Annotated in this window: 10 protein-coding genes; 2 read left to right on the top strand and 8 right to left on the bottom strand. The window is 39.4% G+C overall.

What is annotated here, in order from left to right:
• Positions 1-41 precede the first annotated feature (41 nt).
• The 8 genes from pta to nudF all read right to left on the bottom strand — a co-directional run bounded on the left by pta (position 42) and on the right by nudF (position 13,672).
• Complete coding sequence (gene pta, locus GTK47_RS06165; protein WP_165122445.1) at positions 42-3,266, bottom strand: autotransporter Pta; 3,225 nt, start codon at positions 3,264-3,266, stop codon at positions 42-44.
• 458 nt (positions 3,267-3,724) lie between these two features.
• Complete coding sequence (gene ftsP, locus GTK47_RS06160; protein WP_165122444.1) at positions 3,725-5,146, bottom strand: cell division protein FtsP; 1,422 nt, start codon at positions 5,144-5,146, stop codon at positions 3,725-3,727.
• Between the two features lie 421 nt (positions 5,147-5,567).
• The gene (locus GTK47_RS06155) at positions 5,568-6,317 is read right to left on the bottom strand and encodes a 1-acylglycerol-3-phosphate O-acyltransferase (RefSeq protein WP_165122443.1); all 750 of its coding nucleotides are present in this window, start codon (positions 6,315-6,317) and stop codon (positions 5,568-5,570) included.
• A 64-nt stretch (positions 6,318-6,381) separates the two neighbouring features.
• A complete protein-coding gene (parC, locus tag GTK47_RS06150; protein ID WP_165122442.1) occupies positions 6,382-9,339 on the bottom strand; it encodes a DNA topoisomerase IV subunit A in 2,958 nt (985 codons plus the stop codon).
• A 32-nt stretch (positions 9,340-9,371) separates the two neighbouring features.
• Positions 9,372-11,267, bottom strand: coding sequence for a DNA topoisomerase IV subunit B (gene parE, locus GTK47_RS06145; protein ID WP_165122441.1), 1,896 nt, complete (start codon positions 11,265-11,267; stop codon positions 9,372-9,374).
• 124 nt (positions 11,268-11,391) lie between these two features.
• Positions 11,392-11,967, bottom strand: a complete 576-nt coding sequence (yqiA, locus tag GTK47_RS06140; RefSeq protein ID WP_165122440.1) for an esterase YqiA — start codon at positions 11,965-11,967, stop codon at positions 11,392-11,394.
• 3 nt (positions 11,968-11,970) lie between these two features.
• A complete protein-coding gene (gene cpdA, locus GTK47_RS06135) occupies positions 11,971-12,810 on the bottom strand; it encodes a 3',5'-cyclic-AMP phosphodiesterase (RefSeq protein WP_165122439.1) in 840 nt (279 codons plus the stop codon).
• A gap of 226 nt (positions 12,811-13,036) precedes the next feature.
• Positions 13,037-13,672 carry an ADP-ribose diphosphatase gene (gene nudF / locus GTK47_RS06130; RefSeq protein ID WP_165122438.1) on the bottom strand — a complete coding sequence of 212 codons (636 nt, stop codon included), beginning with the start codon at positions 13,670-13,672 and terminating at the stop codon, positions 13,037-13,039.
• Between the two features lie 213 nt (positions 13,673-13,885).
• On the opposite strand from nudF, the gene tolC reads away from it, so the two are divergent.
• Both tolC and GTK47_RS06120 read left to right on the top strand, forming a co-directional pair.
• Positions 13,886-15,277: an outer membrane channel protein TolC gene (gene tolC, locus GTK47_RS06125; RefSeq protein WP_165122437.1), complete on the top strand. Its 1,392-nt coding sequence runs from the start codon at positions 13,886-13,888 to the stop codon at positions 15,275-15,277.
• 329 nt (positions 15,278-15,606) lie between these two features.
• Complete coding sequence (locus GTK47_RS06120) at positions 15,607-16,335, top strand: DUF1190 family protein (RefSeq protein WP_072070058.1); 729 nt, start codon at positions 15,607-15,609, stop codon at positions 16,333-16,335.
• Positions 16,336-16,338 lie beyond the last annotated feature (3 nt).

The following is a 16,338-nucleotide window of genomic DNA, read 5'->3' as shown; positions in this document are numbered from 1 at the left end:
CTTAGTAATAAGGGCTTTAAATATCAAAAAACAAATAATATTTAGAAATTAATTTTTAGTGTTGCATTGATACCACTTGAGCTTACATCACTATTATATTGACCTTGGTAAGAAATACCGAAAGTCGTTGATTTGCTTAATTGCGCATCAACACCTAAGCCAACACCAAATAGATTATCCAGTTTGCCACCACGTAATGTTGTATCACCAGAATTGGATAAGAAGAGGCGTGATTCAGGACGATTATCACCAAATAAATGACTTGCAGAAATATCGCCTTTTAAAGCCATATTAACGTTGCCAGCCATAAATGGATATCCACCACGTAAACCAATAGTACCGACTTGAATATCTTGCGAATCAGTCTTAGTGGTAAATTTCATATTACCGACATTTTCATTGATATCATCAGTTGATACACGCAACCAGCTAAATCCTGCATATGGCTCAATAGAGTACTGATTAGTATTAAATTGAGTATAAGCACCTTCTAAGAAAATTTGAGTAATTTTTGCATCATAACTTGTAGAGTTATAACCTGCATTTTGTCCTACCCAAAGTGTCCTTTTTGCATCTCTATCTTGGTTAGTATGTGTGAAACCATAGTTTAATGAAGCCACGTCATACAGATTAGACACACCATAAGCACCAATATGGATATCGTTACTGTCTATTTTGCCGTGTTCATTACCTTTATATTTGGTTGAACCGGCACCAAAGAAGAGGCCCGCTTTGGTATTTTCAGTCACATCAATTTCTGCACCTAATAAGCCGACATAGAAATCAACATCCATATTACTATGACCATAATCAGCACTGCCCCATTGGCCAATACCTGTCATCCAAATACGTGCATTGCTATTATCCAATTTAGCATAACGGCCTTGACCAATACCCATTGCTTGATCTTTCACAGTACGTGTTAAACCTAACACATTCACGACACTTGCACTGTTAGCATTAAGATACATATCACTGCCCAATGACTCATAAGTCTTATTCAGATCTCTTTCATTCATTGGTAATACCGCATTGAATAAATCACCACGACCATTGCTATCTAATGTATTCGCAATAGAGCGACCATTTTCATTATTAGCAAATGTGGCTAAAGACGTGTTTTCTTTCTTACTTAATGTACCTGTAATTGTGTTGTCTTTTACAGAAACATTTTTATCGAATAATGCATAATCACTATTTGGATTGTTATTTGCTAACATTTTAGTTTTAGTGCGGTTATCAACTAAATTGTCCGCATTAACGGTGCCTGTCGCGACTGTATTATTAAGATAGATATCTTTTAATTGACCTTCGTTATCGGCACCAACATCTAAACTTGCACCTTTATTTAAGGCCATATCACCAACATTAACATCATGTCCAACGGTAACTAAATAAGCCCCTTTATCGTTGATATTGATATTCGCTTTATGACTCTCATTTGATGCTAATTGGCCTTTTTGTGTAAAAGTATCGTTATAGCGATCAATAACACTGAATTTACCACCGTTGACATTAACTGCTTCAGTGCCAAACGATTCGGTAAAGCCATATAATGTTCCTTGCTCGACTGTTGTACCGCCACGATAAGTATTATCGCCAGTCATAACCAATGTGCCTTCACCTTTCTTAACTAAAGCACCATCATACAAACCGGCATCAATTTTAGCTTGAATAGCATCAGCACGTTTTTGGTAATACTCTTGACGCCATTTTTCAGCATCTTCTTTACTAACAATATGGGAAGTTGGATCTGGGTTACCATCGTTGACAACAAAATCGGTTCCTAGATTGTAATCACCACCAGCCGCAATACCCTTTTCTTGATAGTCTTTCAGCCATGCTAAATCTTCTTGTTCACGTAGATCTAACGCAGTTTGTGAAATATCATTTGTCCAGACATCAAGTGGTGTCATACTTAAGTTATATTCAAATTTACCTAAGAATTGACCCGGCCCATACATCCCTTTATCTAAATCTGGGGTACCCCAGCCATAACGCACATCAGGCGTACCTTCAGCAGCAGTCCAACTATCATATAAAGAGCCATCTGGATTACGGTGATTAGCAGTTGTAAACATCACATCACGAACTTGCATCGCATTCATTGACTCGTAACGCGACATCAATACACCCATTGCGCCTGTCACATGAGGTGCCGCCATTGATGTACCACTATATGCAGCCCAATCAGCACTACCATCTTCGTTAACAATAGAGGAATAAATAGCACGACCTGGTGCTACGACAGTCCACCATTTGGCATTACCCGCTTCATTAAAAACTTTAACAAGCTGATATCCCGATTTATCAGCTGTTTGCTCAAGTCCTGCAACCGCAATCCAATGTTTCTCTGCTTCAGGATTAAAGTAAGGATAAAGAGGACGATAATAAGGTTGAGCAAAGTCACGGTTACCTGTTGTAAAAACTTGAACAACGTTAGTACCTTTTACTGCGTCATAAGCGGCATCAACAAAGGATGGTTTATCGCCATAGACTTTTTTAAAGTAGAAATATTCGTATTCGGTTTGCGCCGTGGTATCTACTGGCATATGAACAGTTGTCTTACCGCCATCAGGTCCCAATGTTTCATTTGTATTAATAATTCGAGGGTTTGTACCCCAGCTATTATTAATCACTTGCGCACCTGCATCGACCATGGCTTTCCAGCCAGTGTAGAAATAGGTGTAATCTTGGTAAGGGCCGTAGTTGTTGCTGTCCGTTGCGCCTGTATTTCCTAAATAAACATCAGCTCCCCACGCTACCCCATGCATACCATTACCATCACGGTTTGCACCTACAGTACCTGTAACGTGTGTTCCGTGTGTATCATTCACACCTTTGATCCAGCCTCCATCAACATCAAAGGCTTGACCTTTTTCATAATGCCCACCCAATTCATGAGGGTAACGCATGCCAGTTGAGCCATATTGACCTTTAGCTTTCACTGCATGAAAACGAGCATCATTCAATTCTGGATGTGATAATAAAGCACCAGAGTCCATTACACCGATTTTGGCACCTTGCCCATGAAAACCAAGTGCATAAGCACTAGAGGCATTCATAGCTGCTAGCCCCCAGTCTTTTTGATACTCTTGGCTTTCCCAACTTTTTGCATCGCCTAATTGCCCAGCTTCTGAATATGCTACGGAATATCCAGAAAAAAGAAGTGCTGATGCAACAATGGAAAGCTGAAATATATTATTATTTATTTTATTTTTTTTATTCATTTTGTGATGGTGACTTAAAGCTATTTCTTTGTTCATTCTGTACCTTCAGTTATATTAAAATTTAATAACATTAATTAAGGATCAAAAATAAAAGACGCAAAGATTCTCTAGTTTCTAGATAAATAATTACTTGAAGGGCATCTCAAAAATATGATTTCATGCCACAAAAATAGATAGATTGACTACGTAATCACAAATTAACAGATAGATTAAACAAAAATAGATCACTTATTATTATATTACAAACAATAAAAATTAACCCATTAAAATATTAACCTCATTGATAATAATATTTAAATAAACTTAATAAAAAGAACTTAAATAAACAAACAAAAACATCAAATTGATTAACAATTTATTTTTGAGGATATTTTCTCTATTTAACTTTAGTCTAAAAAATATAATTCACATTATTTTAAGTACAAAAAAAACAGTATATTTATTTTAAAAATACTGTTTTTCTTTTAATTTGATTTAGTGTTACTACTTATTCTTTATTCCAAAGGCGTGATTTCCATTTGTCCTACCATGCCTTTATCTGCATTTTCTAATAATTGGCTATAATACAAGAAGGGAAAATGCGAATAAGATGGCTGTTTTAATTCCACCAGCAATTCACTTTGGTTGTCGATCCAAACAGTATCTTTCCAACCAAAATCCGCAGGTGTAGGCTTCTGACCATTATGGTTAATCACTTTAAAACGGGCACCTTCAATATGGAATGGTTGCGGTGTCGGTACGGTTACAAGCCAGCGCTCCCATCCATTTTGTCTACCCACTAAATCAATTCGTGAAAGCTCCCAGCGAGCATTATTTATTCCCGGAGGGCTGTTATGCAGTTGGATGGTTCTAGGCTGAATAGAGGTAGTTATTTGTGTGTCATCTACTGCTAATTGTGCAGGTGCTTTATCTGTCACTAACGACATTAATCCGGTTGGTTTAATGGTTAATACATTGGCATTACGTAGTAAATCTGAAGGTTCAAAAATACCACGGAGCCTATCCATAAAGCCGGCGCTTTGCCCTGCGGTAATTGTGACTTCACCACCTTCAGACATATCAACCAATACTTCACGTCGCTCACCCGGAGCCATTGGAATTGATTTCAGCTCTACCGGAGATGTTAATATCCCTTGATCAGAGGCGATAAGGTAAAGTGAGCGACCATCATTTGCAGTTAGTTCATAACGGCGAGCATTCGATGCATTAACTAAACGTAAGCGGATCCATCCTCTTGAGACTTCAATATAGGGATCTTCACGTCCATTGACTAACAATGTATCACCATAAAAACCATCACTAGCAGCTTCTTTATCATATTGTGGCGTACCAAAATTATCGATACGTTTATCTTGAATAATGATCGGAAAATCATTTACACCATAATGTTTTGGTAAAGGGAGAGATTTGCTCTCTTCATCTTCCACGATCCACATTCCCACCAATCCATTATAAACATGAGGTGCCATTTTAAAGGGAGTATTGGCGTGATACCAACATGTTGCTGCTTTCTGACGAATAGGCAATACCGGCGACCAATAAGCGCCGGGTGACATTAATCTTGCCGCACCACCGACTTGAGTTCCCGGAACTAATAAACCGCTCACCGTCATTGATACTGCTTCATTAAGACGGTTGCTATAAATGAGTTTTATATCATCGCCGCTTTTGACTTTGATTGTTGGTCCCGGTGTTGAGCCATTGATCCCCCAGACTTCCGCTTTTTGCGTACCATTAAACGCCCAATGCACATTTTGCAAAGTCAAAAATAGAGGCTGACCACGACGAGATTCCAACAATGGCGGTATAGGTAATTGTTTATCATTGACTGATTCAGCACGAACAGAAGAAGATATTGAGCCCAGACATACCGCTAAGCCTGAAGCCTGAATAAACTGGCGACGACTAAATGACATACTTTCTCCGCAACAAAATACAAATATTCCTATCGCATAATCAAAAATGTCGTGATAGGAAAAAAAGCTGCTGTGATTTAAAGACAAAAGGACTTAAATGAAATTACGGGAGCATAATAGCGCGGATGTGACATAAATCCTAAAAATAGTTGATAATCTGTGTTTTAAATAATTCAAAGTACATCTAGGTAGCACTGTTTCAATTAAAGCACACACAACAAATGCCCTATCAAATATATACTCTAAATAATTCAAGATGCAGCTAGGCGACAAGTGAATTAGTCGCTAGGAGCATACATAAGTATGTGACTAGTGCGAATGAACGCAGTCAACAACGCTGTAACTTGAAGTATGACGAGTATAACAATATAAGCCTGAAAATCAGGCTTATATTGTTATGATCAAAGAAACCAAATAAGTATTAATTTAATTTACCGGGAAAATCACGCTTATTCATTTCTTCAACTTCTTTATCCAGCTCTTCGATTTTCGCTTTCATAATTTGACGACATTCTTCTGCTAATTCTCGAACTTGATCTTTGGTGTATTTTGAAACATCAATTGGAGGCAACATTTCAACAATAACGTAGCCATTATTCCAACGGTTTAGCTTAATTTTATCCTGCGTTGTAGAAACACAAACCGGAATAATAGGCACACCTGCTTGAATGGCGGCATGGAATGCACCTGTTTTAAACGGTAAAAGGCCACGACCACGGCTACGAGTTCCTTCTGGGAACATCCACACAGAAATCTTCTTCAATTTAATTTGGTCAGCAACTTGTGAAATAGTGCCATGTGCTTTAGAGCGGTTTGCTCTATCAATCAAAATATTACCTGTTATCCAATATAGCTGACCAAAAAAAGGAATGAAAATTAAGCTTTTTTTACCCACTGTTACGGTGTTAGGTTGTACTGCATTTGACATCGTCACCATATCAAAATTATTTTGATGGTTTCCGATATAAATACTTGGGCCATAGCTTTCTGCTTCTTTTGGAAAACGTTCAACGAGCTTGATACCAAAAACAGTCGATAACTTGCCGAATAAGCGTCCATAAGTCATTACATGCTTAGGATTTCTTGGTGAAAACATGCAATAAATCATTCCAAACGTCACCACTATAATGGTGTAAAGAATGACAATGATGCCTCGAATAATGGCTAACATAAGTTTTAGCGTCCTAAATAGAAGTGGGTCAACAGACCCACTCAATATCAATTAAGTATTAAATTTAATTGGTTTCAATATCAATATGATCGATAACTTGAGCACCGCGAGGTAAAGAGGTTCCTCGGCGTCCACGTTTTGCTTTAAAGCTAACTAGCTCATTCATCGACATTGTCATTTTACGTTTACCGAAATGCAGTGTCACAGAGGCATTTTCAGGTAATACTCGTAACCAAGCGACGTTATCCTCACCATTTGCTGCTTGTGAAGCTGGAATAGAAACCATCTGATTTCCCTTTCCTTTTATCATCGTTGGTAATTCTGCTGCTTCAAAAATCAGCATTCTACCGCCTTTAGTAATGATCATAATGAGATCGGTAAGCTCATTATTCAAGCGTTGTGGCGGTAATGGTAATGCATTTTCAGGTAAAGTCAGTAGTGATTTCCCTGCTTTATTTTTAGAAGTTAAATCATCAACCTGACAAATAAACCCATAACCTGCATCAGATGCCATTAAGATCTTATCAGTACTTTCGCCCATAACAACATGACGTAATTGCGCACCTTTCTGAACTTTTAATCGTTCAGTTAACGCATCACCTTTGCTACGACCAGAAGGTAATGCATCAACATCAACGGTATAGCTTTGACCTGTTGTATCAATCAAATGTACTGGTTGGTTACTCATGCCTTCAACGGCATCAAAATAATCATCACCGGATTTAAAGCCAACCGATTTAGCATCAATATTATGTCCTTTCTGGCAACGAATAAGCCCTTTTTCAGACATAATGACGGTAACAGCTTCTGGATGTAGATGTTTTAACGGAATAGGCTCATCACCCGCATTACCGCTAAAATAGTTGATCTCTTCTGCTTTAAGCACTTCTTGCTGACCATCAACAGTAAAGATTAATGCTTCATCTTTAGGTGCGAACAGCATTTGTTCAATCACATCACCTTGCTCTTTTCCTAAAGCAACAAGACGTGTACCACGTCCTTTTTTATTCATTTCATTTAGCTGTTCTGCTGAAATAGCTAAAATACGGGTTTTATCAGTGATGATAATAAACCAGTGTTGCTCATTTTTCTTCTGAGGATCAACTAAGAACGGTGCTAATAACTCAGTCTCTTCAGAAACAGTCAGCAACCCTTTACCTGTCTTATTCTTTGTTTCCATCTCATCGTAAGAAAGAACAGAGCCATAACCTTCTTTTGTCGCCAGTAAATACTCTTGCCCCGCACTTCCCGCTAACATGTATTTCACACTGGCATCAGGAGGGAAAGTTAACTTGCCAGTTAATGGCTCGCCTTGGCTACGCCCTGAAGGCATATCATTTGGACTTAAGGTGTAGCTACGCCCCGTAGAATCAAGGAACAGAACAGGCTGATTACTCATACCACGTACTGCGCTGTGATAACTATCCCCTGCACGATAACTCATGCCACTAGGATCAATATCATGTCCTTTCGCATTGCGTACCCAACCCATTTCAGACAGCACAATGGTGACAGGCTCTGATGGCAACATATCTTGTTCATTAACCACTTTCGCCTCTTCTTGAGGGCGGATCGGTGAACGACGATCATCACCAAATTCTTTTGCGTCGGCTTCAATCTCTTTTTTCAGTAAAGTATTTAAACGACGTGGTGAACTTAACAACTTCTCAATACTTTCACGTTCTTTTTCAAGCTCATCACTTTCGCCTTTGAGTTTCATCTCTTCAAGTTTAGCTAAATGACGTAAACGTAACTCTAAAATAGCTTCAGCTTGAATATCGGATAACTCAAAGCGGCGCATTAATTCTGCTTTTGGCTCATCTTCATGACGAATAATTTCAATCACTTCATCAATATTGAGATAAGCAATTAATAAACCTTTGAGAATTTCTAAGCGACGTAAAACTTTTTCTAAACGGTGATTTAAGCGGTTTGTGACTGTTTGGCGACGATAAACTAACCATTCGTTTAAAATAGTCAGTAATCCTTTTACTGCTGGTCGGTTATCTAACCCAATCATATTTAGGTTAACACGATAACTTTTCTCTAAATCAGTATTCACAAACAAGTAGTACATCACTTGTTCTAAATCGACGCGATTACTGCGAGGAACAATAACAAGTCTAGTTGGATTTTCGTGATCAGACTCATCACGTAAGTCTTCAACTAAAGGTAGTTTTTTGGCACGCATTAATGCGGCAATTTGCTCGAGTACTTTGGCGCCAGAGACTTGATGAGGTAATGCAGTGATCACCGCACATCCTTCTTCTTTCTGCCACACAGCTCTCATTCTGACCGAGCCACGCCCTGTTTTATAAATCTTTTTGATATCATCTTGAGCGGTAATAATTTCAGCTTCAGTCGGATAATCAGGGCCTTGAACATATTGCATCACGTCAGATAATCCCGCATCAGGATTATCTAAAAGCATCACTAAAGCTTGTCCTATTTCACGCGCATTGTGCGGTGGAATATCCGTTGCCATTCCAACAGCAATACCTGTTGTACCATTAAGCACAATATTAGGTAAGCGCGCTGGTAACATTTTCGGCTCTTGCATCGTGCCGTCAAAGTTAGGGATCCAATCTACCGTGCCATGTCCTAATTCACTCAATAATGTTTGTGAATATTTAGAAAGGCGTGATTCGGTATAACGCATCGCGGCGAAAGATTTGGGATCATCTGGTGCCCCCCAGTTACCTTGCCCATCAATTAATGGATAACGGTAAGAGAACGGCTGAGCCATAAGCACCATTGCTTCATAACATGCACCATCACCATGCGGGTGATATTTACCTAGCACGTCACCAACGGTACGGGCTGACTTTTTAAATTTTGCGTTATTACTTAAACCAAGCTCTGACATCGCATAAACGATGCGACGTTGCACGGGTTTTAGCCCATCTCCAATAAAAGGTAATGCACGATCCATAATGACGTACATGGAGTAGTTGAGATAGGCATTCTCTGTAAATAAGTGGAGCGGTTGGCGCTCTACGCCATCATGAGTCAATTCACTCATTCAATTTTTTCCTCAGACTCTTGTGGTATCCATTACACTTCGATGTCAACTTCATCGCCTTTTTCTTGTAACCAATTTCGGCGATCTTCAGAGCGTTTTTTTGCTAACAACATATCCATCATGCCTAGAGTTTCTTGATAATTTTCATCATCAATCACCAATTGCACTAAACGACGCGTATTAGGATCAAGCGTTGTTTCACGCAATTGAAGAGGATTCATTTCCCCCAATCCTTTAAAGCGCTGTACGTTAGGCTTTCCTTTTTTACGGCTTAGACGTTGTAAAATGGCATTTTTTTCTGATTCATCAAGGGCATAATGAACTTCTTTACCTAAATCGATACGGTAAAGCGGTGGCATCGCCATATAAACGTGCCCTTCCTTAACAAGAGCAGGGAAATGGCGCACAAATAAAGCACACAGTAAGGTTGCGATATGTAAGCCATCGGAGTCAGCATCCGCAAGGATACAAACTTTACCGTAACGTAGTTGGCTTAAATCATCACTATCAGGATCCATACCAATCGCGATTGAAATATCATGGACTTCTTGTGACGCTAGCACTTCATCTGAAGAGACTTCCCATGTATTTAAGATCTTACCGCGCAGAGGCATAATCGCTTGATATTCACGATCCCGTGCTTGTTTAGCAGAGCCTCCCGCAGAGTCCCCTTCAACTAAAAATAGTTCGGTGTAACGTAAATCTTGAGAAGTACAATCAGCCAATTTACCCGGTAATGCTGGCCCTGAAGTGAGTTTCTTTCGCACCACTTTTTTGGCGGCACGCATACGACGCTGAGCGCTGCTAATCGCCATTTCAGCAAGTAATTCACCGACTTGAACATTCTGATTTAGCCATAAGCTAAAAGCATTTTTTACAGCATTTGCAACAAACGCACTAGTTTGTCTTGAAGAGAGTCGCTCTTTAGTTTGCCCTGCAAATTGAGGATCTTGCATTTTCACTGATAATACATAAGCACAACGCTCCCATGTATCATCGGCCGTTAACTTAAGGCCTCTTGGTAGTAAATTACGGAATTCACAAAATTCACGCATTGCATCTAACACGCCTTGGCGTAAACCATTTACGTGTGTACCACCTTGAACTGTCGGAATTAAGTTAACATAGCTTTCAGTGGGTAGATCGCCACCTTCAGGCAGCCATAACATAGACCATTCAACGGCTTCATTATCACCTTCAAATTTGCCAGTAAAAGGCTCTTCAGGAAGGCGAACAAATTCTGCAACAGCTTCACTTAAATAATCGGTTAACCCATCAGCGTAGCACCAGTTTTCTTGGGTATTATTTACTTTATCTACAAAAGAAACATTAACGCCTGGGCACAGTACCGCTTTGGCTTTTAATACATGAGATAAGCTTTTAGAAGAAAAACGAGGAACATCAAAATAGGAGCCATCAGGCCAAAAATGTACACTCGTTCCTGTGTCTCGTTTCGCACAGGTACCAATTTCGTGTAACTCTTCAACTTTATCGCCATTTTCAAAGGCAATTTGGTAAATTTTGCCATCACGACGAACAGTTACTTCAATACGTTTTGAGAGGGCGTTAACAACCGAGATCCCCACACCATGCAACCCGCCAGAAAATTGATAGTTTTTATTAGAGAATTTTCCTCCGGCGTGGAGGTGAGCAAGGATTAGCTCGATAGCAGAAACATTAAGTTCAGGGTGAATGTCAACAGGCATTCCTCGCCCATTATCGATAACTTCGATAGATTGGTCTTCATATAAAATGACATCGACCTTCGATGCGTGTCCCGCAAGCGCCTCGTCCACGCTATTATCTATCACTTCCTGTGCCAAATGGTTCGGTCTTGTTGTATCTGTATACATCCCCGGACGGCGACGTACAGGCTCTAGACCATTAAGAACCTCAATATCCTTTGCGTTATAACTTGATTGAGTCATTGTTTTAATCTGCGGTTCGCTGTTAGAAAAATACTGTTTATAATAACAGGTGTTGGCGGCAATATGATATTAATTTTCGGCTAGATACATCAACCTACGTTTTACAGGTTAATCGACCGAAAGGCTAAATTATCTTTAAAAATTGAATAATTTTCGGAAAAAAACGTTCAAAACCCACAAAAGCATGGTTTCCATCCGATTCTATGGTTTGCCTACACGCGCCAAGATATGAGACAGCTTGACGATAATCAAGTATTTCATCTCCAGTTTGTTGAAGCAACCAAATAAGTTCCGGTGATGTGATTGTGGGAATACGCAAAGCAAGTAGCTCATCCATATGATAAGGTTCTAGCTTATATTTTTGATATGTATAAGGATTTTCGTTCTCCCCCAAGAAGTCTTGCAAAAGATCGAACGGTCGTATTGCCGGATTAACAACAACAGCGGGTAAATTAAAACGTTGAGATAACCAAATAGATAAATAGCCACCTAATGATGAGCCAATTAATCCTAGTTTGTCATCTGCGCTCTTTTTAACTAACGTTTCAATTAGCTGAGCGGCTTCTTGAGGATAAGGTGGTAATTGAGGAATTAATAATTCAATTTCAGGATGAGTTGCTTCAAGCCATTGGCGAAAAGCCTGTGCCTTTGCTGATTTCGGTGAGCTATTAAAGCCATGTAAGTAAAGAATACAAGGCATAACTTAATAGCCATCCGCATCAAGATCAGGACAAAATTCAGTACCGGCTAAACGATAAACCTGTGTGTCAATTTTGCCCTTCTCATCAGATGAAAGTGACATTTCCAAATAGCGCCAGCCTGGAGAAACAGTATCTAATGTAAAATTTGTACAATGAGGGCGAAACTGAATGCACGTAGAAGGCGTCGCCAACAAACGAATACCATTCCACATTTCATCCATTTCTTGGTGAATATGGCCACAAAGCATCATTTTTACTTGAGAGTGATCTTTTAAACGCTCAGCCAATTCTTGAGAATTTCTTAAACTATGTTGATCTAACCATGTACACCCTGAAGGCATAGGATGATGATGCAACAAGATAATCGTCTCTCTGTGCTTTTGACTTTCAAGACAGCGTGTTAGCCAATCTAACTGACAATCTGATAACTCACCATGAGGAACGCCTTGAATTTGGCTATCTAATAATAGCATCTGCCAATTATCACCAATCAACACTTGTTTAGCTGACAAAATTCCTGCCTGATTTAAAGCATCAATCATCGCAGGTTGATAGTCATGATTACCCGGCAACCAAACACAAGGAGGTGTCAGCGTCGCTATGCCATCAGCAAAATGCTGATAAGCTTCAAAGGTTTGATCTTGAACTAAATCACCTGTCGCAACAATCAAGTCAACATCAAGACTCTGCTCTCTAATCGCATTTAATACCGCATGGTAGCTACGATAGGTATTAATGCCCAGCAGAGTGTCTTCCACATTAGCAAAGAGGTGGGTGTCTGTGATTTGTAATATTCTTACGGTGTTTTTATGTTTCACCGATAATTCAAGCTGGCTTTCCAAAAGGTTTCCTTGTTTCACTCTCATTAGCCGTTATGTTAACGTATTTTCGTAGTAAAGATCTGCCAACCAATACACATTTCAAAAGATTAGTGAGAAATATTCTCGCTTTCAATCACGTTTTTTTCACTTCATTTTACAATTTAATTCATTTGATATCGTACACTTAGAGATAGTTACTCTACTTGATAATATTACTAAAAACATCCTTTAAGGATTGATTAGTGCATTAAATTACTGACCAACGCTCTCTTAGTGCAATATGATGAAGTTGTAACCACTGCAGAGCAATAACAGATGCTGCATTATCAATAACGCCTTCTTCAACCCAACGATAGGCTTGTTCTCTGCTCACTACATGAACACGAATATCTTCGTTCTCACATGCTAATCCATGAATGCCTTTTGCCGTTGTTGCATCAACTTCGCCAACATAGACATGCATTCTTTCACTCGTACCGCCAGGACTTGAAAGATAACTCACAATAGGTTCGCATCGTCCAACAACAACCCCCGCTTCTTCTTGGGCTTCACGTCTAACAACATCTTCAGGGCTTTCCCCTTGTTCAACCATCCCCGCAACCACTTCAAGCAACCAAGGTGTCTCGCTGGTTTCATACGCAGGAATACGAATTTGCTCAATTAACACCACTTCATCACGTTTGGGATCATAAGCGAGCAAAACCCCCGCATTGCCTCGTTCAAAAACCTCACGTTTAACCTCTTCACTCCATCCACCTTCAAAAAGGCGATGTTTAAAGCGATATTCGGTCATGCGAAAAAAGCCTTTATATAAATCTCTCTGATTGAGCAATTTCACATCTTCACGACCGTATAAAAATGGTATATTTTCCCTTTTCTTCATACAATATTCCTTAAGTTACATTTAAGAGTCTTTTTATTGCTTACGTTTAATACAGATTTAAAGAAATTTGCCAACAATTCATGTAAAGTTAATCTAAAATAAAAGGATATGGCACAAATGGCTACCCCTACTTAGGGAAACAATCTGCTAGAATTATCCCCAATCAAGATTAACAGAGGCAACTCAGCGAAACTGTTGCAACAAGGAATTAAAATGAAAAAACTGCTCTCTCTTTTGGTCACGATGAGTTTGGCAGGATTCAGCACTGCAAGTCAGGCTGAGGATCTGCTTCAAGTTTATCAAAAAGCAAAGGACAGTAACCCTGAGTTACGCAAGTCATTAGCTGAACGAAATCAAGCTTTTGAAAAAATTAATGAAGCTCGTGGCTCATTATTACCCCAATTAGGATTAGGTGCATCTGCAGATTATAAAAGTGGTTACCGTGATGCAAGAGATACCGAATCTAATTCTATTGGTGCAAGTTTAACGCTGACTCAAAGTGTGTTTAACATGGCTTTATGGCGTCAATTAAACATTCAAGAAAAAACAGCGGGCATGAGCGATGTTACTTATCAAACAAGTCAACAAAAGCTGATTTTAGACACCGCGACCGCTTACTTTGATGTCTTACGTGCTATCGATTCACTCTCATTTATTGAAGCGCAAAAAGAACAAGTTTACCGTCAGTTAGATCAAACAACTCAACGCTTTAACGTAGGTTTAGTGGCAATTACTGACGTACAAAATGCGCGAGCAAATTACGATAGCGTACTGGCACAAGAAGTGGCTGGCCGAAATCAATTAGATAATGCATTAGAAAAACTACGCCAAGTAAGTGGTATCTATTACATTAATCTTGCCTCACTCAATATTGGTCGTTTTTCAACAACCTCACCAGATTCTATTGAGAAACTGCTAAAAGATGCTGAAGAGCGTAACTTAAGTTTATTAAGTGCTCGTTTAGGTCAAGATTTAGCGCGTGAAAATATTCGTTTAGCGCAATCAGGTCACTTACCAACCGTAGATTTAAATGCATCAACGGGTGTATCAAATAGCCATAGTCACGACCATAGACCAGACGCATTAGCAGGTCATAGCAACAGCTATAGCGGTCAAAATAGCATTGGTTTGTCTGTTAGCATCCCTCTATATACTGGTGGCAGAACAAGTTCACAAGTTGAACAAGCACAATATGGTTTTACTAGTGCAAGCGAACAATTAGAATCGGTTTATCGTTCTATCGTTCAAATCGCTCGTTCTTCTTATAACAATATTTCTGCATCGATCAGTAGCATTAAAGCCTATCAACAAGTCGTTGTATCTGCACAAAGTTCATTAGATGCAACAGAAGCGGGTTATCAAGTGGGTACTCGTACTATTGTTGATGTATTAAATGCCACAACAACGCTTTATGATGCAAAACAGAAACTATCTAACGCGCGTTATGACTATTTAATTAACCAATTAAATATTGAATATGCTCGTGGCACATTAAATGAAAATGACTTAATTCAACTAAATAATGCACTTGGTGAAGAAATTTCAACTTCACCAGACAGCATTATCCGCCCGTTAACAAGCCCTGCTCTTAACGTTGCGCCTTAATCGTGAATTAAGAAGTTAGTCACTTATAAAAAGCCGCTTTCAGCGATAAACTGATAAGCGGTTTTTTTTATGCTTTCTCTTCACATAAGATATTGTGTTATGGATTAAATTAAGATCTCAACAATATCTATATTCTTGTATTAACAAATACCTTAATTACAATTAGGTTAAAAAGAGAGGATTTACCTAATTTCATTACCTTTAACCTTATAAAGATCACAAATTTCTGGTTATCCCTGATGATTAGGCGTTTCTTATTTATTTTCTAGACTATTTAACCTATCCTAGCTTTTATTTTGAACGTTTTACCTTTTATGGATCTTATCAATATGCCAATGAAACGTACCAAATCGATTAATCGTGATGCTTTCCGTAAAGCATTTCGCCCTTATCGTCTGGCGCCTGTTGCAATCGCCATCACTGCTGTATTCGCGCTTTCAGGATGTGAAGAGAGCGATGAGACAGTTTCACTGTATATGAACGCACAAGAATGTGCCCAAGCGAATCCTTCACAGGCGGCACAGTGTGAAGACTCTTATCGCACTGCATTGCAAGAAGCACAGCGTACCGCACCTAAATACGCAACATTAGAAGACTGCGTGGCTGAATTCGGTGATGCACAATGTACTCAAACTGCATCTATTGATGGACAGCCTGTTAGTACTGAAAATGCCAATAATTTAAGCCCAGACAGCTCACAAATGGCTCAAGCTAACTCCGGTGGTAGCTTCTTTATGCCATTAATGGCGGGTTATATGATGGGTCGTCTAATGGGTGGCGGTGCACCAGCACAACCTCTGTTTAGTTCGCGTAACCCAACAAGCCCTGCAAATGGCAAATTCGTGGATGCTACAGGCCGTAACTACGGCCCTGCGGTTGGCGGTCGTCAAATGAACGTACCCAAAACAGCGATGACACCAAAACCATCAACAACTTCAACAGTAACTCGTGGTGGCTTCGGTAACACGGTATCAAGACAAGCTGCGGCTCAACGTACCAGTGCAACAAATAATAACCGTAGCTCAACCGGTTCATCTTCTTATCGTTCAGGTGGTTAATTA

Origin of the sequence: Proteus sp. ZN5, from assembly GCF_011046025.1 — a bacterium.
Lineage (GTDB): Bacteria > Pseudomonadota > Gammaproteobacteria > Enterobacterales > Enterobacteriaceae > Proteus.
The sequence above is the reverse complement of the archived record's forward strand: the minus strand, read 5'-3'. Positions and strand labels throughout refer to the sequence as shown.